The 23,673-nt window shown below is 69.8% G+C and carries 19 protein-coding genes; 1 reads left to right on the top strand and 18 read right to left on the bottom strand.

All coding sequences use genetic code 11. The annotated features are described in order from the left end of the window. Nucleotides 1-434 precede the first annotated feature (434 nt). The 13 genes from AB0K60_RS03340 to AB0K60_RS03280 all read right to left on the bottom strand — a co-directional run bounded on the left by AB0K60_RS03340 (nucleotide 435) and on the right by AB0K60_RS03280 (nucleotide 18,956). The gene (locus AB0K60_RS03340) at nucleotides 435-1,766 is read right to left on the bottom strand and encodes a UDP-glucose/GDP-mannose dehydrogenase family protein (RefSeq protein ID WP_364048027.1); all 1,332 of its coding nucleotides are present in this window, start codon (nucleotides 1,764-1,766) and stop codon (nucleotides 435-437) included. A 39-nt stretch (nucleotides 1,767-1,805) separates the two neighbouring features. Further along, nucleotides 1,806-2,993, bottom strand: a complete 1,188-nt coding sequence (locus AB0K60_RS03335) for a right-handed parallel beta-helix repeat-containing protein (RefSeq protein ID WP_364048025.1) — start codon at nucleotides 2,991-2,993, stop codon at nucleotides 1,806-1,808. A 3-nt stretch (nucleotides 2,994-2,996) separates the two neighbouring features. Then, nucleotides 2,997-4,922 (bottom strand): right-handed parallel beta-helix repeat-containing protein, encoded by a 1,926-nt coding sequence (locus AB0K60_RS03330; protein WP_364048023.1) that lies wholly within the window; start codon nucleotides 4,920-4,922, stop codon nucleotides 2,997-2,999. Beyond that, nucleotides 4,919-7,699 (bottom strand): right-handed parallel beta-helix repeat-containing protein, encoded by a 2,781-nt coding sequence (locus tag AB0K60_RS03325; RefSeq protein ID WP_364048021.1) that lies wholly within the window; start codon nucleotides 7,697-7,699, stop codon nucleotides 4,919-4,921. The genes AB0K60_RS03330 and AB0K60_RS03325 overlap by 4 nt, the downstream gene beginning before the upstream one ends. Before the next feature lies 1 nt (nucleotide 7,700). Further along, nucleotides 7,701-8,885: a glycosyltransferase family 2 protein gene (locus tag AB0K60_RS03320; protein ID WP_364048020.1), complete on the bottom strand. Its 1,185-nt coding sequence runs from the start codon at nucleotides 8,883-8,885 to the stop codon at nucleotides 7,701-7,703. Nucleotides 8,886-9,682: 797 nt separating this feature from the next. Continuing rightward, nucleotides 9,683-10,582, bottom strand: coding sequence for a carbohydrate ABC transporter permease (locus AB0K60_RS03315; protein WP_364048019.1), 900 nt, complete (start codon nucleotides 10,580-10,582; stop codon nucleotides 9,683-9,685). Beyond that, nucleotides 10,583-11,509, bottom strand: coding sequence for a sugar ABC transporter permease (locus tag AB0K60_RS03310; protein ID WP_364048018.1), 927 nt, complete (start codon nucleotides 11,507-11,509; stop codon nucleotides 10,583-10,585). Between the two features lie 127 nt (nucleotides 11,510-11,636). Next, nucleotides 11,637-12,962, bottom strand: a complete 1,326-nt coding sequence (locus tag AB0K60_RS03305) for an extracellular solute-binding protein (protein WP_364048017.1) — start codon at nucleotides 12,960-12,962, stop codon at nucleotides 11,637-11,639. A 274-nt stretch (nucleotides 12,963-13,236) separates the two neighbouring features. Further along, nucleotides 13,237-14,946, bottom strand: coding sequence for a CotH kinase family protein (locus AB0K60_RS03300; RefSeq protein WP_364048015.1), 1,710 nt, complete (start codon nucleotides 14,944-14,946; stop codon nucleotides 13,237-13,239). Between the two features lie 6 nt (nucleotides 14,947-14,952). After that, a complete protein-coding gene (locus AB0K60_RS03295; protein ID WP_364048013.1) occupies nucleotides 14,953-15,630 on the bottom strand; it encodes a DUF4956 domain-containing protein in 678 nt (225 codons plus the stop codon). Between the two features lie 2 nt (nucleotides 15,631-15,632). Further along, nucleotides 15,633-16,673: a polyphosphate polymerase domain-containing protein gene (locus tag AB0K60_RS03290; RefSeq protein ID WP_364048011.1), complete on the bottom strand. Its 1,041-nt coding sequence runs from the start codon at nucleotides 16,671-16,673 to the stop codon at nucleotides 15,633-15,635. Between the two features lie 162 nt (nucleotides 16,674-16,835). Next, nucleotides 16,836-17,495 (bottom strand): hypothetical protein, encoded by a 660-nt coding sequence (locus tag AB0K60_RS03285; RefSeq protein WP_364048009.1) that lies wholly within the window; start codon nucleotides 17,493-17,495, stop codon nucleotides 16,836-16,838. 408 nt (nucleotides 17,496-17,903) lie between these two features. After that, on the bottom strand, nucleotides 17,904-18,956 hold the full coding sequence (locus tag AB0K60_RS03280) for a methyltransferase (RefSeq protein WP_364048007.1): 1,053 nt from the start codon (nucleotides 18,954-18,956) through the stop codon (nucleotides 17,904-17,906). A gap of 180 nt (nucleotides 18,957-19,136) precedes the next feature. Between AB0K60_RS03280 and AB0K60_RS03275 the strand changes: the two genes are divergently transcribed. Continuing rightward, nucleotides 19,137-19,760, top strand: a complete 624-nt coding sequence (locus AB0K60_RS03275; RefSeq protein ID WP_364048005.1) for a methyltransferase domain-containing protein — start codon at nucleotides 19,137-19,139, stop codon at nucleotides 19,758-19,760. A 38-nt stretch (nucleotides 19,761-19,798) separates the two neighbouring features. On the opposite strand, the gene AB0K60_RS03270 is transcribed toward AB0K60_RS03275, so the two are convergent. From AB0K60_RS03270 to add, 5 genes are all read right to left on the bottom strand, one after another. Next, nucleotides 19,799-20,266, bottom strand: coding sequence for a hypothetical protein (locus AB0K60_RS03270; protein ID WP_364048003.1), 468 nt, complete (start codon nucleotides 20,264-20,266; stop codon nucleotides 19,799-19,801). Between the two features lie 89 nt (nucleotides 20,267-20,355). Next, nucleotides 20,356-20,775, bottom strand: a complete 420-nt coding sequence (locus tag AB0K60_RS03265; protein WP_364048002.1) for a VOC family protein — start codon at nucleotides 20,773-20,775, stop codon at nucleotides 20,356-20,358. A 107-nt stretch (nucleotides 20,776-20,882) separates the two neighbouring features. Further along, the gene (locus AB0K60_RS03260) at nucleotides 20,883-21,734 is read right to left on the bottom strand and encodes a helix-turn-helix transcriptional regulator (protein ID WP_364048001.1); all 852 of its coding nucleotides are present in this window, start codon (nucleotides 21,732-21,734) and stop codon (nucleotides 20,883-20,885) included. A 467-nt stretch (nucleotides 21,735-22,201) separates the two neighbouring features. Further along, complete coding sequence (locus AB0K60_RS03255; RefSeq protein WP_364048000.1) at nucleotides 22,202-22,519, bottom strand: hypothetical protein; 318 nt, start codon at nucleotides 22,517-22,519, stop codon at nucleotides 22,202-22,204. 71 nt (nucleotides 22,520-22,590) lie between these two features. Continuing rightward, complete coding sequence (gene add / locus AB0K60_RS03250) at nucleotides 22,591-23,613, bottom strand: adenosine deaminase (RefSeq protein ID WP_364047998.1); 1,023 nt, start codon at nucleotides 23,611-23,613, stop codon at nucleotides 22,591-22,593. Nucleotides 23,614-23,673: the final 60 nt, after the last annotated feature.

Here is a 23,673-nt window from a genome sequence, read left to right as displayed (position 1 = left end):
CATAGCGAAATCACGGGCGGCGGGCTCGAACGAATCCTCATGCGGGGCTAATCCGTGAATTGATGCCGCCTCGCCGTCTCCCCCGACAGAGTAAACAACGGCCGAAGGCTTGGACAGGCCGGTTTCGCTGAAAGCCGAGGATCTCGAATTAGGTGCGGGAGTTATATACCTTTTACGACGAGCCGTACGACTCATGCGCGGGACTAAGCGTCATCCGCTTTCGCCGTGGAAGCGCTTCTTCTCCTATTCGCGGAAAACGATTGGGCACGCAGGCGGGGGAATTCCGGGGCACTCGACGCGCTTTCCCACCGCCGGACGGCCTTTAAACGCGACTTCGCCGCGTTTGCGGTGATCCGGGAAGGCATCGCAAACGCGGCGACGGGCGAGGCGGTTGGGGGCGCTCGGGCCGCTCAGGGGCGGTCAGGGCGCGGCGTTCAGGGGCGGCCGAGGGCCCGGTACTCCCAGCCGGACGCGCGCCAGGTCTCGGCGTCGAGGGCGTGACGGCCGTCCACGATGCGCCGGTGCCGTACGACGGCGGCGAGGGCGTCGGGGTCGATCTCGCGGAACTCCGCCCACTCGGTGAGCAGGACGACGGCGTCGGCGTCGCGGGCGACGTCCAGGGCGCTGGAGCCGTAGCGGAGTTCGGGATAGGCGCGGCGGGCGTTGTCGAGGGCGGCCGGATCGTAGACGCGGACGTTGGCGCCGAGGCCGTGCATGGTGCGGGCGACGTCGAGGGCGGGGGCGTCGCGGATGTCGTCGGAGTTCGGCTTGAAGGCGGCGCCGAGGCAGGCGATGTTCTTGCCGTTGAGGTGGCCGCCAAGCATCTCGCGGACGAGGTCGATGGTGCGGGAGCGGCGGCGGCGGTTGATGGCGTCGACCTCGCGCAGGAAGGAGACGGCCTGGCCGACGCCGATCTCCTCGGCGCGGTGGGCGAAGGCGCGGATGTCCTTGGGCAGGCAGCCGCCGCCGAAGCCGAGGCCGGGGCTGAGGAAACGGCCGCCGATGCGGTCGTCGTAGGCGAGGGCGCTGGCGAGGTCGCGCACGTCGGCACCGGTGGCCTCGCAGATCTCCGCCATCGCGTTGATGTAGGAGATCTTGGTGGCGAGGAACGAGTTCGCCGCCATCTTCACCAGCTCGGCGGTGGCGAGGTCGGTGACGACCAAGGGGGTGCCGAGGTCGAGGATCGGGCGGAACGCGGCGGTGAGCCGCTCGCGGGCCCAGTCGGAGGCGACGCCGAAGACGAGGCGGTCGGGGCGGAGGGTGTCGTCGACGGCGAAGCCCTCGCGCAGGAACTCGGGGTTCCAGGCGAGCTCCACCTCCTCGCCGGCGGGGGCCAGCTCGTGCAGCACGGCGCCGAGCCGCGCGGAGGTGCCGACCGGGACGGTGGACTTGCCGACGACGAGGCAGCGCCGGGTCAGGTGCGGGGCGAGGCCGCGCACGGCGGCGTCGACGTACGAGAGGTCGGCGGCGTCCTGGCCCGGCATCTGCGGCGTGCCCACGCAGATGAAGTGCACGTCGCCGTGCTCGGCGGCCTCCTCATAGGAGGTGGTGAACCGCAGCCGGCCCGTCTGCATGGTCTTGGTCAGCAGTTCCGGCAGGCCGGGTTCGAAGAACGGGACCTCTCCCGACTGCAGCTTCTCGATTTTCCCGGGATCGACGTCGAGTCCGACCACGTCGTAGCCGAGCGAGGCCATGCAGATCGCGTGGGTCGCCCCGAGATAACCGGTTCCGATCACGGTCAGCCGGGGGAGTACGGCTTGGCTCATGCCAGGTTTTTCCTTTCGAATAATCGCCGAGTTCCGTAATCAGGAACATTCGCCACGTTTGGTGAGCGTGCCGCCCGTGACCTTGTTGTCGCAGGCGATGGTGTTACCGCCGGCCGTGTCGTTGATACCGACACCGCCGGAGTTGCCCAGATTGATGGTGTTTCCCCGGAAGATATTGCCGGTCCCCCAGCCGTCCACGATCCGGTGGGTCTGGAAACCGTCCCCGTTGCTGTTGTTTCCGGTGTTGCCCTGGATGAGGTAGCCGTTGCCCTTGACGTCCACCCAGGAGTCGTTGTGCTTGGATCCGCCGAGGCCGGAGCCGTCGAAGATGTTGCCGATGATACGACCCCCGGAGGTGCCCTCCTTGATGTCGATCGCCTCGGCGGTGGCCCGGATGACGTTCCCGCGCACGACGTTGCGGTCGCTGCGGTCCATCTGGCCGCCGGAGAACCTCTCCCAGTTGCTCTCGGCCGTGCCCAGGTAGACGCCCTCGCCGAACTTCTCGCGGCGCAGGCCGGTGGCGTAGATCAAGCAGTACTGGACCACGTTGTCGCTGCTGAAGTTGCGCAGGTGGATCGCCTCGTCCCCGATGTGGTGGACGGTCAGGCCCTGGATGATCGTGTGGCTGGTCTTGTCCGCCATCACGCCCTTCTGGCTGTGGCGTACGGTGAAGCCGACCAGCCGCCAGTGGCTCACCCCGTTCAGGTGGAACGCGTAGCCCTTCTTGACGCCGCCGCCGTCGATGATCGCGTCGGCCGGGCCGCACACCCAGATCGGGTCGGACTCCGTGCCGGAACGCGCCGCGACGAACCGCCCGGCGTACACGCCCGGTTTCAGGCCGATGACCGTGCCCGGCTCGGCGGCCTCCAGCGCCTCGGCGAGCCCGGGGGCGTCGGAGACGGTCACGGTCGCCTCGGGGCAGTCGAGTTTGCCCTCGCCGGACGGGATCTCGATGGCGGGCGGCTCCTGCTGCGGGACGAACTCCTCCATCTCGTCGTCCCCCTCGTCCCCGCCGTCCTCTGGCCTCGACTCGCCGTACTCCCCCGATTCGTCGTCCTGCCGCGTGTCCTGGGCCGCGCCGCTCGTCGGCCGCACGTCCTCGATCTGCGGCCCGGTGCCCTGACCGCCGCCGCCCCCGAACAGACCGTGGATCAGGACGACGACGACCACCGTGATGGCGGCTCCGGCGAGCATCGCCACCACGGTCTTGGCGTCGATGAGGCGCATCGGTCAGCTCCCCTCCGCCGGTCTGCGCACGGCCGCCGTCGGCAGAGACCACACGGGCCGTTCCTCGAGCGGCGCCTGCTTCTCGTAGGGATGGACGATACGGCGTCCCACCCGCGGGCCGTCGCTGCGCAGGGCCCGCAGCGCCGAGACGACGATCAGCATGATCACGCCGAACCAGATGAGGTTCATCGGCTTGGCGATCCGCTTCACCATGGTCCAGAACCCGGCCGTGTCCTGCCAGCCCGAGGTGTTGTTCTGCGCGACGTTCAGCTTCCCGACGGCCCGGCCGACGTCGATCGCGCTGCGCCCCGCGCCGCTGAGGGTGTTGCCGGTGATGACGGTGCCCTCGGCCTTGCCGAGCACCGAGACCGCGTGCAGCGAGGCCGACTCGACGGTGTTCGCCGACAGGGTCGCGCGGGCGTCCCTGACGTAGATCGCGGTCTGGGTGTCCCGCACGATGTTGCCGCTCACCCGGGCCGACAGCACCCCGTCGCGTACGGCGATGCCCTGGACGCTCTGGCCGCGCAGCCGGTTGCCCGACACCTGCGCCCCGGTGGCGTCCTTGCTCACCACGATGCCCATCTGCCCGCCGGTGATCTCGGTGGTCTGCACGACCGGCTTGACGCCGCCCTGGATCTCCACGCCGTAGCGGCCGTTGTCGCGCGCCGTGCTGCTGATCACCGAGCTGCCGCCGAAGCTGCGCAGCGACTCGCCGGACGCGGACGGCCCCCGGGCCAGCGGCAGGCCGCTGATCGTGAAGCCGTTCCCGGTGTTGCGCTCGGCCGTCGCGCTGGTGATCGTGACGTTCTGGGTGCCCCGGGACAGCACGAAGCCGTCGCCGCGGCTGCCGGTCACCTTCGTGTTCTCGATGGTGGCGTTGCGCGCGAACCGGTGCAGCAGCACGCCGTGCACGAGGCTGTCGGTCACCGTGACGTCGCTGATGCGGGTGCCGTCGGAGGCGGTGATGAAGATCCCGTACGCGTTGCCGACGATGGTGGTGTCGGTGATGACGCCGGTGACGAGGTTCGCCTCGGGCAGCCGGTAGGCGACCCGGCCGGTGCCCGCCCCGTCGGTGATCTCGATCTCGTCGTCGCCGCCCCGGCTCGGCACCAGCAGGCCGTTGGGCAGCAGCACCCGCTGCCGGGAGGTCGTCGTCCCGGCGACCGACCGGGCGAGTTCGGAGGCGGCGACCTTCTCCGCGTTCTGGGTGGGCCGGTCGCTGCCGGTGAGCGCGAGCCCGCCGGTCGGACCGCTCCAGAAGCCGAGGTGCTCCACGCGGGCGTGGCTCAGCCTCAGTTCTCCGCCGATGACGCGCAGGTACGCGCGCCCGTCGGTGACCCTCGTGTCCGCCGTCCTGGCCTGCGTGTCCCAGCTCGTGATCCGCACCGGGTTCTGCGCCGAGCCGTTGATGCGGACGCTCGCGCCGAAGCCCACGATCGAGACGAAGGTCCCGGGCTCGCTGCGCATCCTGATCACCAGCGGGCCCCGGGCGCTCTGCAGCACGAGCTTGGCCCCCGGGGCGAGGAACACGTTGATCCCGAGCACATAGGAGCCGTCGGACTGCTTCTGGAACTCCTCCAGGCCCAGCCTCTCCAGGTCCGCGACCCGGTACGGCTCGCGCCGCGTGGGCAGCACCAGCGTCTGGCCGTTGGCCGAGCTGGAGATGTGCGGCACCCGGGCCTGCTGGGCCGCCGCGCCGCCGTGCGCCAGCGCCGACGCCAGCGCCGCGCGGGTCTGCATGATCCGCAGTTCCTCTTGGTCCACGAGGGCGGACTGCTGCCGGGCCGCCGCCTGGGACACCTCGTTGACGCCGGGCCGCGGCGGCGGCTGCTCGGTGGCGGACAGGTATATCCAGGTGCCCGCGGCGGTCAGGGACAGCACCAGCAGCACGAGCAGGAACCGGCCGCGGCGGCGGGGTGTCTCGCTCATAGCCCGGCTCCCGTCGTCGGGGCCCCGCCGGGGCGTATCGACCTCGGCTGGGGGCGCTGCCACACGTCGCCAAACGGCCCTGGGTCGTGCAACTCGTCCTCCGGGATCGGGTGATCGGGCAGCGACCGGTCCGGTCCGGGATGGCCGTACGCCTCGTGGCCGTCCGCGTAGGCGGGGTCGTGACCGTTGCCGTACGCGTGGCCGTTGCCGTACGCGGGGTCGTGACCGTTCCCGTACGCGTGGCCGTTCCCGTAGGCGGGGTCGTGGCCGTTGCCGCCGCCGAACCAGTCGCCGGCCGAGCCGTTCCCATGACCGTTCTGATGGCCGACCCCATGACCGTACTCATGGCCGACCCCATGACCGGCCCCATGACCGGCCCCCGTGTGCTGATGCTGCATGAAGTGTTGCGACATGGCGTGCTCCGGCATGGGGTGGCCCGGGTCGATGTGGTCCGGCGCGGAGTGGGCCGTTCCGTTGGTGGGCGCCATGGCGCCCACCGGCGCCTGCTGCCGCCGCGTCGGGCGACCGGCGCGGGAGCGTTCCCGGCCCGCGTGACGCAGCTCCTTGACGGGCCGTTCCTCAAGCGCCTTCTGCAGCTCGTACGGGTCGTGGATGCCGCTGCGACGCCTGCGCTCCTCGGCGCTCCTGCCCCGGATCGCCGAGACCACGATGAGCAGGATGACCCCGGCCCAGATGAGGTTCATCGGCTTGAGGTAGCGCTTGACCTTCACCCACAGCGAGGAGGTGTCTTTCCACTGGTCCACGTCGTTGTTGTGGCTGTTCACCCTCTCGTCGGCGCGGGCGAGGCTGATCGCGCTCGTTCCCGAGCCGATGACGGTGTTGCGCGTGATCTCGGTGGCCCCGGTGGCGCCGACCAGGGTGATGCCGTGCGCCTTGGGCTTGTTCGCCGTCGTGATCTTGTTGCCGATGATCTTCCCGGTGGAGTTGCGCAGGTAGATCCCGGTCACCGCGCCGACGATCGTGTTGCCGGCCACGTGCGCGCCGGTCGCCCCGTCGCGCAGCGCGATCGCCTGCCGGGCCTGGCCGGTCAGCCGGTTCCCGGAGATCTGCACGCCGCTGGCGCCCGCGCGCACCACGATCCCCATGTCGCCGCCGACGACCTCGCTGGTGTGCACGGCGAGCCGGGTGCCGCCGAGCACCTCGATGCCGTACCGCTTGTTGCCCTTGGCGACGCTGTTGTTGACCGAGCTGTCGCCGTACACCTGGAGCGACTCGCCGCTCGCCGAGGGGCCGTCCGCGAGCGCCCGCCCGTTGAGGGTGAAGCCGTTGCGCCCGTTGTTCTCGGCCACGCTGTCGGTGATCCGCACCTTCTCGGTCGCCCGGGACAGCACGAAGCCGTCGCCGTTACTGCCGATCACCTTGGTGTTCTCGATCGTGGCGTTCTTCGCGAACCGGTGCATCACCACGCCGTGCACGAGGCTGCCGGTGACCTTGACATCAATGATCTTCGACTGGTTCGACCCGGAGACGAACAGCCCGTACGCGTCGCCCGTGATCGTGCTGTGCTGGATCGAGCCGGACACCAGTTCGTCGGCGAGCACGTGCGAGGCGGTGCCGGGGCCGATCGGGCTGGTCTCCACGTCGCCGAAGTTGCCGCCGCCCCCCTGGCCGTTCCGCTCCAGACGCTCGCGCTTGTCCTCGTGCCGCTGCTGCTTGGTGCGGTGCCGGTAGACGCTGGCCGGCCGCTCGGTGCCGGTGAGCGCGATCCCGCCGGTACGCCCGCTCCAGAACCCCAGATGGGAGATGTGGGCGTAATTCATCTCGAATCGTCCGCCGACCGCGCGGATGTAGGCGCGGCCGTCGTTGGTGACCGTGTCCGGCTTGCGGGTGCGCACGTCCCAGCTCATGATGCGGACCGGCCGCTTGGCGGTGCCCTGGATCTTGATGTCGCCGCCGAAGGAGACGATCGAGCTGAACGAGCCGGGCAGGCTGCCCATCCGCAGCGTCAGCGGGCCGCGCAGCAGCAGCGTCGCCCCGTCGGCCACGAAGACGTGGACGCCGAGCAGGTAGGAGCCGTCCTTCAGCCGACGCAGATAGCGGCCGTTCTCCACGGCCGCCAGGTCCTTGATCGTGTACGGTGCCTCGCTGTGGCGCGCGGGCAGCACGAGCGTGCGGCCGTGCGCCGAGACGAACACCTGGGGCTGTTTACGCTTGGCGGCCTCGACTCCGCCGGTCTGCAGCAGGGCCGTGAGCGCGGCGCGGATCTGCAGCAGGCGCTGGTCCTCGACGTCCACGAGCATGGCCTGCGCCTCGGCGTCGCGCGACGACAGGGCCCCGGCCTTGAGGATGTCGTCATTGGCCATGATCGCGTCTTCGCGCAGCGGCTCCTCCTCCGGTTCCTCCCGCTTGTCCCGCTTGGGGCCGCTCGACCCGGAGGAGCCGGATCCGGCGCCCGTGGTCGGGGTGCTGCCCACGCCGGAGTCGTCGCCGTAGGCGCCCGCGGAGTCCGCGCCGTCCCCCTTGTCGTCCTCGCCGTCGGGCGACGGCTTCGGCCGCGCGCTCGCCGTGGGGCTCGGTTTGGGCCCCAGGGTCACGCTGGGTCCGGTGCTCGGGGTGGGCGACTCCGTGGGCGTCGGATCCGGTGTCCAGTTCCGAGTGGTCCCCGGGCTGAGACGCGTGGTCGGCTGTCCGCCACCGCCGCCGGGAGAGGATAAGGATTCGGCGGACGCCGAGGAGATCGCGGCCAACGCTCCGGTGGTCAGCACGAACACCGCCAGCGTCGCCGCGATCAGCGGCGAGGCGAGGTTGCGGGGCATCTCAGGCCATTCCCTTGAGGGTGGACGCGGTCTGACCGGCGCCGCCCATCTGATTGGCGGAGCGGGTCAGCCACCCCTGCTTGTTCATGGTCACCAAGGCCCACAGCTTGATCGGCAGCGCGATCATGATGACGACCAGGACCACCAGCGGCAGCAGCACGATCTCCTGCGGGTGGCGGCGCAGGTGCGACCAGCCGCGGATGCCGCGGCCGAGCAGCAGCCAGCCGATCGCGAGCGTGATGCTCATGGGGGTGAGCTCCAGCCGGCTGAAGATCAGGTAGGCCAGCGTGATGCCCATGGTCACCGGGGTGAGCAGGATCTGCAGCACGGTCACCTTGGTGACCAGCGGCGCCTTCCACAGCCAGCCCTTCCACAGGGCGGTCAGGTAGCAGCGGTAGGAGTTGCGGCTCCAGCGCACGCGCTGCTTGACGAAGGCGCGGAAGGTGGAGGGGAACATCGAGATGGCGCGGGCCGTGGACTGGTGCACCGTCTTGTAGCCCGAGGCGAGCACCAGCCAGGTGAGCCGCCCGTCGTCGCCGGCGATGCACCGGCGGCCGAGGAAGAACTCGTTCTCCAGGTGGTGCACGACCGGGAGGATCGCCGCGCGCCGGTACGCCGCGGTGCGGCCGGACAGGCACGCCACCCCGCCCCGGCTGCCCATCGCGGGCACGTAGTCGTAGTAGCGCAGGTTGACCAGCCAGTCGGCGATGCGCCGCCAGACGCTGCTGGTGCGCTGGTAGACGTTCTGCTGGGTGCCGACGCCGCCGACCATCGGGTCCTCGAACGGCATCTGCACCGCTTCGAGCAGGCCGGGCTGCCACCAGGTGTCGGAGTCGGCGAACACCACGACCTCGCCGCGCGCCGCGCGGATGCCCACGCCGAGGGCCGAGCGCTTACCGGCGTGCTCGTACACCAGCACCCGCAGCCGCGGGTCGTTCACCTCCGCGAGCTTGGCGTGGCACTCGGTGTCGGCCACGTCGACGACGATGATGACCTCCATCGGGTCCTGTGAGAGCCAGCTTCCCAGGCAGCGCACCAGGATCTCGGGGTCCTCGCGGTAGGAGGGGACCACCACCGACACCGTGGTGCGGTAGCCGTTGACCACGGGCTTGGCCAGGCGGGACAGCACCACCCGATACAGCCATAACCCCCACACGAGCAGACCGGCCAGTCCCAGCGGGATCAAGTCCCGCCAGGTTTCGTTCGCGGTGGAGCGAACGAACCACTCGTACGCAACATCTAGCCAGTTCGAATCTGACCCCAACGGATCCTCCCCCCATGGCCCCCACTTGCCCAGCAACCTGGGCGAGCCGCCCCAGATCACGACAACAGCTAGTGAATCTAGGGCGCTGCCGAGACGGGGGAGGCCAGATTGATCGGATTCGTTACAGACTTGTAGAAATTGTCACGTGAGTTCAATGAGAGCCATGATACGAAGGGCTGGATATGACTCCTCGCACGTGGGAAACGCTTCCCAGCCGTTTACCGCACGGCAAGGAATGATCTTGTTGGATCGGTTCAAGGACCGCCGGTAATTGACAGCATCTGCCCACAATTGACCATTATGGCGCTGTCAAGTTGGCACGGTTTAACCAAGCGGTAACTTCATGTCACACGAATGACATTTCACCGCCACGTTCTGTAACTATGCGCGAGGGGTGCGTCACACGGCGATAAGGCCCCGGTCTTCACAGGGCGCAAGAAAAAGCCGCAGGTAGGGCGCGCGGAGGCCCGTCGGCGGACGTGGCCGGCATGGCGGCGTCGGGCGGCCGGGCCGTACACGCGGGGTGGCGGGGGGGCGTAGGGCCACGCCCAAAGCGATCTACGGGAGGGACGGGTTTCGGTCCGCCGCGTGCCGGAGCGCCTGCGAGAGCGCCTGGGAGAGCGCTTGGGAGAGCGCAGGGAACGACCGAGGGGATGACCGAAAGCCGGATCGCGAGGGCGTACCGGGCACGCGCCGGGCGGCCCGGTCCGCCCCCGCGATCACTTGCCGAAGCCGGCGGTGAGACCGCTGAGAAGCTGACGGCGGCCGACCGTGTACAGGATCACGATGGGCAGCGTCGTGAGGACGACCGAGGCGAGTACGGCGGGCACGTTGACGCCGTGCTCCCCCTGGAAGCTCCACAGGGCCAGCGGGAGGGTACGCTGGCTGGGCGACTGGGTGAGGATGAGCGGCAGCAGGAAGCCGTTCCAGATGTGCAGCGCGTTGTAGATCGTGACGGTGACCACGGCCGGGCGGGTCAGCGGGAACGCCAGCCGCCACAGCACCGTCCAGGTGTTCGCGCCGTCCATGCGCATCGACTCGAACAGCTCCTTGGGCACGTCCCGGATGAAGTTCGCCAGGACGAGCACCGACAGCGGCAGCGCGAACGCGATCGACGGCAGGATGATCGCCCCGAGGGTGTCGTACATGTGCAGCCTGATGATGATCAGGTACACGGGGATGACCGTCGCCTGCAGCGGGATGGCGAGCCCCATCAGGAACAGGCCGTTCACCCAGCGCAGGAACCGGCTGTGCACGCCGCGCACGATCGCGAAGGCCGCCATGAAGGAGAACACGACCGCGGGGGCCACCGCGCCGACGGCGACGATGACGCTGTTGATGAAGTAGTTGACGAAGTCGGCCTCGATGACCGCCCGGTAGTTCTCCAGAGTGGGGTCGGGCGGCGGGGCCAGCGGGTTGGTGGCGTAGTAGGTCGCCTGCTGCTTGAAGCTGGTGATGACGATCCAGTAGATCGGCACGATGACGACGACCAGCCACAGCCATCCGGCGGTGCCGCCCAGCCAGTTGTAGTGCAGCAGGCGGATGTGGCGACGGCCCTTGCTCTCCCTCGGGGGCGCGGCCGTGCGCTCGTCGGGGCGCTCGGTGATGATCGTGCTCATCTACGCTCCGTCCAGTTGGCTCGCGTTGCTCGCGCCCCCGCCGATCCGGCGCAGCAGCAGCGCCAGGGCGAGGCCGAAAAGCACGAGGATGACCGCGATCGCGCTCGCAGTGCCCATCTGGCTCGCCTTGAAGCCGCGCTTGTACATGTCGAGCGCGAGCACCCGGGTGGCGTCGCTGGGCCCGCCCTCGGTCAGCACCCAGATCAGGTCGAAGAAGGTCAGCGAGCCGACCACCATGAGCGTCGAGGAGGTGATGATCGTGTACTTGAGCTGCGGGAGCGTGATGCTGAAGAACTGGCGTACCCGCCCGGCGCCGTCGATCTCCGCGGCCTCGTACATCGAGCGCGGGATCTGCCGGACCCCGCCCTGGTAGATGAGCGAGTGGAACGGGATGAACTGCCAGGACACGATGAAGATCACCACACCCATGGCGAGGTGCGGCTCGCCCAGCCAGTCCTGGACGAACAGGTCGATCCCGAGCCCCGCGCCGAGACCGAAGTTCGGGTCGAGCAGCGCCTTGTACGCCACCGCGATCGCGGCGGAGCTGAGCAGCAGCGGGATGAAGTAGATCACCGCCAGCACGGCGCGGTAGCGCTGCCGACCGGCGAGGAACACCCCGAGCAGGATGCTGGCGGGCGTCTGGACCGCCCACGACAGGGCCATCACCAGGAAGGTCACCCAGATCGCGTGCGGCAGGCCGGGGTCGGCGAGCACCTCGCGCCAGCTCGCCAGGCCGGCGAAGTTGATCTCGCCGAGGCCGTCCCAGGAGGTGAGGCTGAGCGCCAGCACGCCGACCAGCGGGATCAGGCCGAAGGCGATGAAGAACACCAGCGCCGGCGCGGCCAGCCAGGGCAGGAGGCGATCGTGGACCTTGGACGCGGGGGACGCGGGCTTCGCCCGCGAAACGGAAGGCGCGACCGTGCTCACTGAACCTCCCCCGAGGTGGGCACGCTCACCGGCGTGCCCGCGGCGCCGCGGGACATGTCCCCGTGGAATCCACGGGGCATGTCACAGCGTACGCCGCGGGGTCCGCCGAAGCGCCGGACTCCGTCGTTCACTTGCCGATGACCGCGTTCAGGTTGGTCGCGAACTGCTCGGGCGAGATCGACAACTGGAACAGCTTGGAGATGTTGTCGAGCAGCACCTCGGCGGCGGTCGGGCTGAGCGCCTGGTCCCAGGACTGGCCGAAGTACTTGGCCCCGCTGACGATGCCGTAGTTGAACTTCAGGAAGTCGGCGTCCGGGGAGGTGCCCAGCAGGCTCTCGGTGCCCGCGACCACCGGCAGCGAGCCGATGTTGATCCAGGCCTTGGCCTCCTCGTCGGTGGCGAGCGAGGCGAGGAACTTCTTGGCGATCTCCTTCTGCTCCGGCGAGGCCTTTGAGTAGATCGACAGGTACTGGGCCGGGTTGCCGACGGTGTTGCTGGGGTCGCCCTTGCCGCCGTCGACCGGCGGGAAGTTCATGTAGCCCAGGTTGCCGCTGGAGACGATGTCGCCGCCTTCGTTCTTCTGGATGCCGTACGACCAGCTCCCGTGCAGCATCATCGCGGCCTTGCCGGTGTACAGCAGGGCCTGGTCGGCGTTGGAGTCGGCGGTGATCGAGGAGAAGCCCTTGATGAAGCCGTCGGCCTTGACGAGCTTCTGCACCTCGCCGAGCGCCTTGATGGCGTCGGGGTTGGACCAGGCGTCCTTCTCGCCGTCGAACACGGCCTGGAACACCTCCGGCCCGCCGATGCGGTCGAACAGGAACTCCAGCCACATCATGTTCGTCCAGCGCGACTGGCCGCCGAGCGAGAACGGCGCGATGCCCTTGGCGTTGAACTTCGGCACCAGGTCGAGGATGTCGCCCCAGGTCTGCGGCGGCTCGACGCCGACCTGCTCGAACACCTTCTTGTTGTAGAACATGACGATCGGCTGCACGCGGTCGGCGGGGAAGCCGTAGATCTTGCCCTCGATCGTGCCCGCGCTGAAGGTGCTCGGCAGCAGCTTGTCCTTGACCGCCTTGTTCTGGTCAAGCCACTGGGTGAGGTCGTCCACCTGCCCGGCCTGGACGTAGCTGCGCAGGGTGCCGCCGCCCCACCCGAAGACGATGGTGGGCGCCTGGCCCGCGCCGATCGCCGTCTTGATCTTCGTCTTGTACGCGTCGTTCTGGAACGGCGTGGCGGTGATCTGGCCATTGGGATTGGCCTTGTTGAAGCGGTCGACGGCCGCCTTGCGCACGCCCTCGGCCGGCTGGGTGGAAAGGTACCAGTAGGTGGCGTTGGTGCCGCCGCCCGCGCTGGTCCCCGGTCCGGAAGTGCCGCAGGCGGCAAGCGCGGCTCCCAGGGGGATGCTCAGGGAAAGCCCTAGGAAGGTGCGGCGAGAGGTTGTCCTGGAATCCACGCTGATCTCCGTACTCGTCAGCCGAGGGCTGCCTGCGGCTCGGTGGTCGAACTGTGCGGTGGCCAGCGGGCCCGATCAGCACCCTCGGCGTCGAAACTTTCGATACTTTGGCGAAACGACCTTGGCCACGGAATCTAGGTTTCCGATGTGAGGATGTCAAGACCTCCGATGTGGCCTGTAAAAACGACTCGGCAACGATCCTGAAATATTTCAGGGCGGAGTCCGGCGCGGGGAGCGCGGGACACCGCCCTGCGAGGGGTTCCGAGTGTACGGTCTAAGCGCCGCTGACCACCTCGTTCGCGGCCAGCGCCTTGGCACGGGCGGCGAGCAGCGTACGCAGCGAGGTCGCCTCGGCGTCGATCTTGGCCTGGTCGGCTCCCTTGTTGTGCTTGTAGGATGTCACGATCTCGTTGAGCAGGCCGGTGGCGGTGCCGTCGCCGAGCAGCTCGCGGTAGAGGGCGCGGTACTGCTCCTCGTAGACCGCCTTGAAGTCGGGGGTCTGCAGGAAGCGCTCCTTCAGGACGTGTCCCATGCGCGGCACGCCCTGCGCCGCCCTTCCCGCCGCTCCCTGACCGGTCGGTCGTTGACCAGCCTGTGTCTGACCGGCCTGTCCCTGACCTGGCTGTCCCTGACCGGCCTGGCCCTGCCCCTGAGCCCGCTGCCGACCGGGGCCGAAGCCCATGCCGATGGTGTCGTACGGCCCCGCCGTGGCGTCGCCGCTGAGGGCGAAGTTGAGGTCCCAGGCGATGACGGTGAACTTCTTCGTGTCCAGGTCGTACCAGAGGTAGTAGTTGCGGCCCGGCCCGCTCATGTCGTCGAAGTTCAGCAGGATGTTCTGCAGGGCGATGTAGCGGGCGAACGACTCCACGTCCAGCCGGTCGGCCAGCCCCGCGGCGAACTCCACGTCGGAGGACTGCTCGACCCACTTGATCAGGTCGATCACCGGCTGGAGGTCCTTGCCACCGACCTTGTTGACCTGCTTGAAGTCGGTGCCGTACTGGGTCTGGTCCTCGCCCTTGTAGGTGAACCCGCTGGAGGCCAGCGACTTGTACAGCACCCCGTTGCCGAGCCGCTCGGCGTACCCCTCGTCGAGGTACTCCACCACCAGCCGTGGCGTCGACGAGCGGCCGTTCACGGAGAAGGAGCTGTAGGCGTACCGCTGGGTGGGCTCGCCCGCCGCGCCGACCAGGGAGATCGCCAGCGCCTCGTTCAGCAGCGTCGTGGACGTGCCCGCAGCGGGCCGTACGGCGATCTGGGAGCGGCCCTGGTAGCGGCGGCCCTCCACGAACTCGTCGAAGCTGATCAGCCAGGGCAGGTTCTCCGGCTCCTCGCCCTTGAGCGAGCCGAACATGCCACCCCGCGGCCCCGCTCCTCCCCCGCCGAACTGCGGCGCGCCCTCGGGACGCGCGGCACCCTCGGGACGCTGGCCGCCTTCGGGGAGGTCGCCGGGCTGCCGCATGCCCGGCCCCCCGCCGCCGAGCTGCCGCCGGGACTGACCGTTCCACGTCAGCCCGGACAGGGTGGAATTGCCCTTGAGCCGGATGCCCACGCTCGGGATCCGGGTGCCGTCGATCACCAGGTCGGCCTCGACGTACTCCTTCTCCCCGGTAGCGAAATACTCATCGAGCATGTCCCGGTACGACTCGTCGGCGAAGGTGAGCGTGATCTCGTGTGAGGTCGAGCCGTCGAACAGATCCTTCTTCCCGGCGATGTCCTGGACGACGACGGGCTCGGCTCCGGCGGCCGAGGCTTCGACGACGTACGGGCGGATCGTCCCGGTGCCGAAGACGCCGCCGCAGATCGCCAGAAAGGCCACGCACAGCGCCACCAGCCTCCAGTTGTGCCGGAGGCTGACCGGGATGCGGTGCCGCAGCCGCCTCCTGACGCCGGATCGGGGCCGCCGCGAGCCGGGGACAGGGTCGCCGGAAGAATCGGTGACGGGGGTGACGGCGGGGTCGCCGGGAGGGTTGGTGGGGTGGTCCATGGCGGCCTACAGGTCGGTCTGGTCGTATCCGGTCAGCACGGTGACCGACTGGCCGTGGTTGCGCTCGCGCAACGCCGCGATCAGGTCGGCGGGCTCGCCACCCTTCTTGATCTTCACGGTGTACATCAGCTCCAGCAGCGCCCCCGCCCGGATCGACTCCATGCTCACCAGCTCGAACTCGTCGGTGTAGCGGATCAGCACGTCCTGGATGACGGGCGTGTAGTCGTCGTCCGCGGGCACCTGCACCTTCACCACCTGGCGCCGCACGTTGAGCTGGAACCAGTTGAACCGGTGCATGATCATGATGATCAGCGAGATGGTCACCGCCGCCACGACGGCCAGCAGGTAGAAGCGGGTGCCGACGGCCATGCCGACGCCCATCACCAGGAAGATGAACCCGACGTCGCGGGTCTCCTTGATGGCGTTGCGGAACCGGACCACCGACAGCGCGCCGACCAGCGCGAAGGCGCGGGCGATGTTGGAGCCCACCACCAGCATGATGAGCGCGATGAGCATGCCGAGGATGACCAGCGTCTGCACGTACGACTGGCTGTAGGACACGTTGCGGTGGGTGGCCCGGTACACCCAGCCGATCATGGCGCTGAGCACGAACGACAACGCCATGGCGATCGCGATGTCGGCGACGCTGAACGTTCCGGACAGGTCCTCGAAGGTGAAGTCCACGGTCAGACCTCCAGGGTGGTGCCGGGCAGAGTGGTTCCGGACAGGTTGCCGCCGGGCAGGGTGCTGCCGGGTAGGGCGGCGGCGGACATGGCGGTCCCAGGAGACAGGGCAGCGCCGAACAGGGCGGTGCGGGGCCCGGCCTCGGGGCCGCAGGCGTCGCCGAGGCCGTCGGCGGGGACGTGGAAGATCGAGCGTGGCGCCAGGCCGTACGCCTCCACGCTCTGGCAGTACTTGGAGATCCGCACCACCTGGAGGTTCCGCTTGGCGGTCAGGTCGGTGAGCCAGTACGGCACGCGCTCGTTCGCCTTCACCTCCATGATCGCCTTGTGCGGCGGGACGATGAAGCGGTTCTCGGCGTCCGCGCCGAGGTGGAAGTCGCGGTCTCGGCCGCGAATGCGCCGGTCGAAGGTGACGCGCAGGCCCACGTCGGCGTCCCGGCCGAGGTAGGCGTGCCGCTGGTAGCCGGTGATCGCGGTGGCCCGCAGGTCGAGCCGGCAGACCAGGTCGAGCACCTCGTCGAGGAAGGCCCGCTGCCCGGGCTCGTGCTCGACCATCCGCCGCCCGTCGCACAGCAGCAGCGCGTCCCGGTACGGCAGGCACACCCGGCGCTTCTGCGTCACCCGGTTGACCCGCTGCTTGATCTCCACGAAGACGGGCGTGTCCGCGTGCACGCCGAACCGGTCGCCGTAGTGCCGCACCCGCAGCTTCCGGCGGAACCTCAGCCCCTCGATCTTCTCCCAGTAGAACCGCAGCGTCCGGGTGTCGTAGTACACGCTCCAGACGCCGTAGCCGTCCTCGCCGCAGTGGCGATCGCGGTCGAGCCGCCGCTCGATCTCCGCCCGGAGCTCGTCCACGACCGCCACGTCGACCAGGTACTTGATCTCGTACCGGTTGAAGGCGTGCAACCTGCTGGGCGCGCGCAGCCGGTGACCCGCATCGCCCGGATCGCCGGTCTCGCCCGGAGCGGCCGGGCCGCGCCTCGCGTCGGCGCCCGCCGGGGCCGGCCCGGCGTCCCGCGCTCCGCGTCGGAATCCGCGTAGCATGTCTCTCCTTTCCCTCAAGAGACATGCCATCCGGCAAACCTGGAGATCCGCTGCGAGCCAGGTCAGAATCCGAAGTGAACCTGCGGTGAACGCCGGGGAAATGTCCGGCTACGTCTTCACTGTCGGTTCGCCGCCGGTCAATCCGCCGTCAGTCGGCCACCGTCAGTCGGCGATGTAACCGATCGAGTGCACGTAATACCCGGCCGCCTTAGAACCGCGCACGTGCATGAACATCGCGCCGCCCTCGTAGGAGTAGGCGCAGCTGAAGCCCTTCGGCTCCGGCTGGCAGCCCTGGAAGTAGCGCTTGACGCCCCAGGGGTCGTACTTCACCCGGAACAGGGTCTTCACCGCGCCGGTGGTGGCGACCTCAAGGCCGCGGTTGCGGTCCCCGGCGACATGGGCGGCGTACAGGTATCTGGCCGCGGACGCCGGCTTGGTGATGTGCCGCGACCGGTAGACCTTGACCACCTTCGAATCGGACACAACCATCAGAATGCCGTTAAGCCCGCCCGGCACCCGAACGCTGGTGTGCACGAACCGACACGCGTTCCCCGAGCAGCCGAGGAACTTGTCGGGCGCGCGGAAAGGATAGGAGAACAGTGAGGTCACCGACGCGGGAGTGGCGACCCGAGCGGCGGCGACGCGGTCACGTCGCAGCCACGCGTTGAACAGTTTGTTCGCCACCGTCGCCGGTGCCTCGACCCGACCCACGGTACGGGCCTCGGTCTGGGTGGCGCCCTGCGCGAACGCCGGAACAGTGGGGGCGAGCAGCGCCGCGGCAACGGCCGCGCCGACCGCACCTCGTAGCCATCGATTGTGCATGCGCACACCGTAAAAACCCACACTTGCAACGGAGTTGCCGCCCGCTGACGCTCGGTTCGTACGGCATTTCGAAGGGTGGGTGAACGCATCGCGCGACGCCAACCAGGCCCGCCGCGCAGGGCGCGTGGCCGAAGCCTCACCCCGCCCACCATCCCGCCGCGCAAGGCGCGTGACCGCAACCTCACCCCGCCCACCATCCCGCCGCGCAAGGCGCGTGACCGCAACCTCACCCCGCCCACCATCCCGCCGCGCAAGGCGCGTGACCGCAACCTCACCCCCACTAACCATCCCGTCGCCCCGCGCCCACGTACCCGGGGCATGGTCACGATGTCCAGGGAGCCGCCTCCGCGTGCGCGCCGGGTCGCGGCCGGGGCAGCGGGTCCGCACGACGCGTACGGTCCGACGGATCTACCGGGACTCGGCCTCCACGAGGCTGAAGACGTCGCCCTGCCGGATGTCCGTGAGGCGCAGGCCCGCTCGGCTCAGCAGGCGGTCGAGCTCCGCCGCCGTGCGCTGCCGGCCGCCGTCGCACATCACCAGCATCTCCAGGTCGATCAGCATGATCGGCGTGGGGCGGTTGCGGGTCTCGGGCATGACCGCCTCGACCAGCAGCACCCTGCCCCCCGCGTCGCCCCCTGCGTCGACTTCTTCGTCGCCTCCTTCACCGCCTCCGGCACTGAGCGCGGCGGCGCAGTTGGCGAGGATGCGGACGGCGTGCTCGTCGTCCCAGTCGTGCACGATGTTCGCCAGCAGGTAGAGATCTCCCCCGCACGGCACGCCGGAGAAGAAGTCCCCGCTCACCAGCTCGCACCGGCCGGCCACCCCCGCCCGCTCCAGCGGCTCCCCCGCGCGGGCGATCACACTGGGCAGGTCGTACAGCACGCCCCGCCCCTCGGGGTGCCGCGAGAGCGCGGCGGCGAGCAGCGTCCCCTGCCCGCCTCCCACGTCCACGATCACCCTGAACCGGGTGAAGTCGTATCCGCGCAGCAGGGGCTCCATGAGCGCGGCGGACGAGTCCGTCATGGCCTCGTCGAACACCCGCCCGGCCGCCGGATCGTCGCGATAGTAGGCGAACCCGCCGTACAGCCGCTCAAATGCCGACCTCCCGGTGCGCACGCAGTCGGCCAGTTCGCTCCACGACCGCCGGTGCCACGCCGAGCCCATCATCAACGCCAGGTTGCCCACCGCGCCCGGCACGCCCCTGCGCAGGGCCTCCCCCATGCCTGTCAGGGCGAACACGCGGCCGTCCCGCTCCTCGACCACCCCGAACCCGGACAAGGCCCGCAGCAGCCGGTACAGCGCGTCGGGATCCGCGCCTGCGGCCCGCGCCAGCGCGTCGACCGGCCGCGGTCCCGCCGCGAGCTCCTCGACCACGCCGAGTTCGACCGCGGCGGCGACGGCCTGCGCGACGCTGTCGCCGGTGACGAGTCCCATCACGTCCCCGAGCGTCCGATTGCGCATGTGGATCCCCCTCCCCGCCCCGGCCGGAGGCGTCCGGCGCGGCGCGCCGGTGACCATCGGCCCGCCGACCGGGGACCTTCGGGACTTCGTCCCCGCCGTGGCCGGTTCGATGCTGGTGGCAGCGGGAACACGGCGGGGATGGAGAGATGGGTCTGGAGGGATGGGGATGGAGGGATTCGGATGAGGGCCCGGGCCGTCGTGGCGGCGACAGCGGCCATCGCCGTGGGCGCGGCGATCGGCGGGGCGATGTGGCGGCGGCGGCACCGCGAGCCCGGCTCCTACACGCAGCGGTTCCGCGTCCAGATCCCCCGCCCGCTGATCACCCGGCGGCTGCTGTTCGAACTGCTGGACGCGCAGCCGGGCGAGCACGTCCTGGAGGTGGGGCCGGGGCTGGGCTACTACAGCCTGAGCGTGGCGGAGCGGCTCGGCCCGAAGGGCAAGCTCGACATTCTGGATATTCAGCCGAAGATGCTCCATCACACGCTGAGGCTGGCGCGACGGCATCGGCTGCCGAACATGACGGCGTCCTGCGGCTCGGTGGAGGCGCTGCCGTACCGGGATGAGGTCTTCGACGCCGCCTTCCTGGTGACCGTGCTCGGCGAGGTGAACGACCCGGCGCGGGCGCTGCGCGAACTGCATCGGGTGGTACGGCCCGGCGGCCGGCTGGTGGTGGGCGAGACGCTGGCCGACCCCGACTGGGTGAGCCCGCAGGCGCTGCAGCGCCTCGCCGCGGCGGCCGGTTTCCGCTTCGAGCGGCGTACCGGGCCGCGGCTGGGCTACTTCTCCCGTTTCACTCGCGCCTGACGATTCAACCGGCCGAATTATCGGGATAAATCACGTCGTTAAAGGGTGAACCAGCGGCGGCGCCCCGCGTCCCAGGCAAACGTGGAGCCCGTTTCGCAGTCGCCGGCGAGCATGAACATCGCGTCCCACGCGTATTGATCGTCCACCTCGTCCGCGCCGTACAGGAACGCCAGGCGCGGCCCGGGCATCTCGACGGTGAGCGCCACCTCGCCCTGCTCCACCCAGGGCGGGCGGCTGTCCGCCACGGACCGGGCGATCGCCCCCACCACCGCCCGTACGATGGCGCGTTTGACGTGGGCGGCCGGGATCGGGAGCACGGGGGTGGGCACCGTCACCCAGACGCACCATCCCCCGTCGGCGCGGCCGCCCGGCCCGACGGCGAGCCCCGTTTCGGTCCTGTTTTCGACCCCGATTTCGGTCCCCGTTCTGCGGGGGACGCCTGCCCTCTCCAGTTCGGCCAATATCCCCTTGACCTCGGCCGCTGCGGGGTACTCCACAAGGAACACCTGGGGCTCCATCTTTGGCTATAGCCGGTTATTCACCCGATAATATACATTTCCCTTCCCTGGAATAGACGTAGGACAAAATTGGTCCCTCACTCGCCCCGGTAGGTCCCGAAACTCCACAGGTTTCCCTCCGGGTCGCGGACGGTGAAGCCGCGGCTGCCGTAGTCCTCGTCCGTGAGCCCGCGCACCACCTCGGCCCCGGCGGCCGTCGCCCGGGCGAACAGGACGTCGGGCTCCTCGGTGACCACGTACACCACGTTCGTGCCCGCGGACTGGCTGAACTCGTGGTTCTCGCGCACCGAGCCGAGCATGACGCCGCCCGGGCCGTTCGGCCAGGCGAGCTGGGCGTGCTGGATGAGCCCGGCGTCGCCGTACCGGGCCCGCTCGATGAAGCCGAACGCCTCGACCAGGAAGGTGATCGCGGCCGGCGCGTCCCGGTAGGCCAGGCAGGGCCACACCGAGGGGTTTCCGATGGCGGTACGCGGGCTGGTGTCGGTTGTGTGTGTCATGCCGTCCATCGTCGTCCCTGCGTACGGCGCGAGTCTTGGACGAATGGGAACTCTTGCACGAATACCGGGGAGATGACTACCGAGGCCGCAGGCGAACGGCGGCGGTGTCAGTCCTGTTCCCCGTCGAGCAGGAGCGCGTCCCTGGGGATCGTCGGGTCCGCAAGCCACGTGGTCGCCGTGACCCCGGCCAACTCGCGAAACTCCCTGGCCAGGTGGGCCTGATCGAAGTACCCGCAGTCGGCGGCGACGCGGGCCAGCGGCGGCGGGCAGGGCGAGCGCAGCATCCGGCACGCCCGTGCGAACCGGATCACCCGCGCGGCGGCCTTCGGCGTCAGCCCCACCTCGCGACGGAACCGCTCGGTCAGGTGCCGCCGACTCCAGCCCAGGTCCCGGGCGAGCTCGCCGACCCGCAGGTTCCCGCCGGTCGCGATCAGTGAGCCCCACGCCCGCGCCACCGCGTCCGGGGACCGCCGCGCCGCGCCGTCGCGGGCCAGCTCGGCGAACACGCGATCGAGCACGCCGAACCGCCGCCGCCAGTCCGGCTCCTCCGCAAGCCGCTCGGCCAACTCACCCGCGCGGCGGCCAAGCAACGCCGCCATGTCGATCACGTCCCTGGACAGCTCCCCCGCCGGAACGCCGAGCAGCGCCCGCGCCCCCGGCAGGGTCAGGCCGATCTGCACGCCGTACTGCCGCCCATCGTGCGCCATCACCACCGGCGTCTCGTGCAGCCCGCCCACGGCCATGGTCAGCCTGACCGGACGGCGGCCCGGGTCGGGCATCTCCACCACGTCGAGGTCGCCCGACAAGCACACCACCAAGGTCAGGTACGGCGAAGGCAGGCCGTGATGCCGCCCGGGCGGCCCGTCCATCCGATAACCCGCGTACTCGCTGACGAAGCCGCGCAGCCCCGGCGCGGGCCGGGCAACGACGTACTCCGAGATGACCTCTCCGCGCCCCATCGGCCCAGGTTACGCCCGCACACCGACAACCAAGCCACCCGAGGAACGATCACCACCATGCCCGCCGCCGGGCCGACGGAGAACCTAAACGCCTGTCGCCATCCGGCAACGTGCGACCCCTGCGGGTCCTAGCCCTTCCCGTCCACCCCCGGAATGGCCCGGCCCACACGAGGCCGGTGTGCGACCCGCCGACGACCTCCGGCAACGTGCGATCCCTGCGGGTCCTGACCTATCTCGTCCCCGTCCCCCGGAATGGCCGGCCCACGCGAGGCCGGTGTGCGACCCGCCGACGACCTCCGGCAACGTGCGATCCCTGCGGGTCCTGACCTTTCTCGTCCCCCGTCCCCCGGAATGTCCGGCCCGCGGAGCCAGTCTGCGACCCGCCGACGACCTCCGGCAACGGTACAGCGCGGGACCAGCGGTGAACCTGGGGGCGGCGATCGTTCGTCGCCGCCCCCAGGGGTGGCCTATCTTCTCGTCCCGGCGGGCGAGGGCGTTGTCTGGCGCACGCCCTCGTGCTCCCACTCGCGCCGCCGGCCCTCGAGGTACTCCTCCTTCTCCGCCATCGTGCGGTGGGTCTCCTCGATCCGCAGCGCGATGCCCATGGCGAAGAAGGTGGGCGTCCATTCTCCGATGAACAGGCCCCATCGGTCCGCCCGGTCGATCCCGGCCGCCTCGAACCGCTTGGACAACAGCCAGGTGGCGAAGGAGATTCCGATGGACGCCAGCCCCAGCGTGTACATCGTCCCCGAGCGAATCCCGCGCTTGTGCAACATCTCAATCATGACATCCCCCCTCGGCGGCGCCCGTCGAGGGCGCCATCGCCACCTTGGCTACCCCTGGTCACCCAAAGCATTCATCGCAGGTCACCGGCGAGTTCGTCGATCTCGGCGAGCAGCGCCGCCTTCTCGGGGGCGGCCATGAAGCTCGCCCGTACGGCGTTGCGGGCGACCTCGGCCAGCTCCGCGACGCCGAGCCCGAAGACGTGCGCGAGGGCGAGATACTCGCCGGTGAGCGTGGTGCCGAACATCGGCGGGTCGTCGCTGTTGACGGTCACCGTGAGCCCCTCGGCGAGCATCGCGGGCAGGGGATGCTCCTCGATCGCCGCCACCTGCCCGGTGCACACGTTGGAGGTCGGGCACACCTCCAGCGGGATGCCCGTCTCCCGCAGGTGGGCCACGAGCCGGGGGTCGTCCATGCACCGGATGCCGTGCCCGATGCGCTCGGCCCCGAGCTCCTCGATCGCCTCCCAGATGATCTCCGGCCCGCTCATCTCCCCGGCGTGCGGCACGCTGTGCAGCCCGGCGGCGGTCGCGGCGCGGAACGCGTCGCGGAAGGCGTCCATGTGGCGGCGGCGCCCCTGCTCGATGCCGGCGAGGCCGAACCCGACCAAGCGCTCGGGCGGCTGCTCGAGCGCGTGCTCCAGGGTTCCCTTCGCGCCCTCCGCGCCCTGCTCGGAGGCGATGTCGAAGATGTAGGCGATGTCGATGCCGTACATGTGCCGGGCCTCCCGCGACGCCACGTCGAGCGCCTCGGTGACCGCCCGCATCGGGATGCCCTCCAGCACATGCGTGTACGGGGTCACCGTCAACTCGACGTACCGCGCGTTCTGCGCCGACAGGTCCCGGCCCACGCCCAGCACCAGCGCGGCCACGTCCTCCGGCTCCCGCACCAGCGAGCTGACCGCCATGTACACCTCGGCGAAGTGCGCAAAGTCGCGAAACCGGTAGAACTCGCCGAGCTCGGCGGCGCTGGTGGGCACCGGCCCGCCCGGGTGCCGCCGGGCCAGCTCCAGCACGGTCGGCACGGACGCCGACCCCACCAGGTGCACATGCAGCTCGACCTTGGGCAGGGCGTCCACGAACGTCTCGATCGCCATGTCCGCCACGGTAATCAGCGCCCAACCACCGACTCAATCACGCACCAAGAAATCTCACGG

This window comes from Thermopolyspora sp. NPDC052614 (genome assembly GCF_040678635.1).
In the GTDB taxonomy this organism is placed as follows: domain Bacteria; phylum Actinomycetota; class Actinomycetes; order Streptosporangiales; family Streptosporangiaceae; genus Thermopolyspora.
This window is presented reverse-complemented; position numbering and strand designations above follow the sequence as displayed.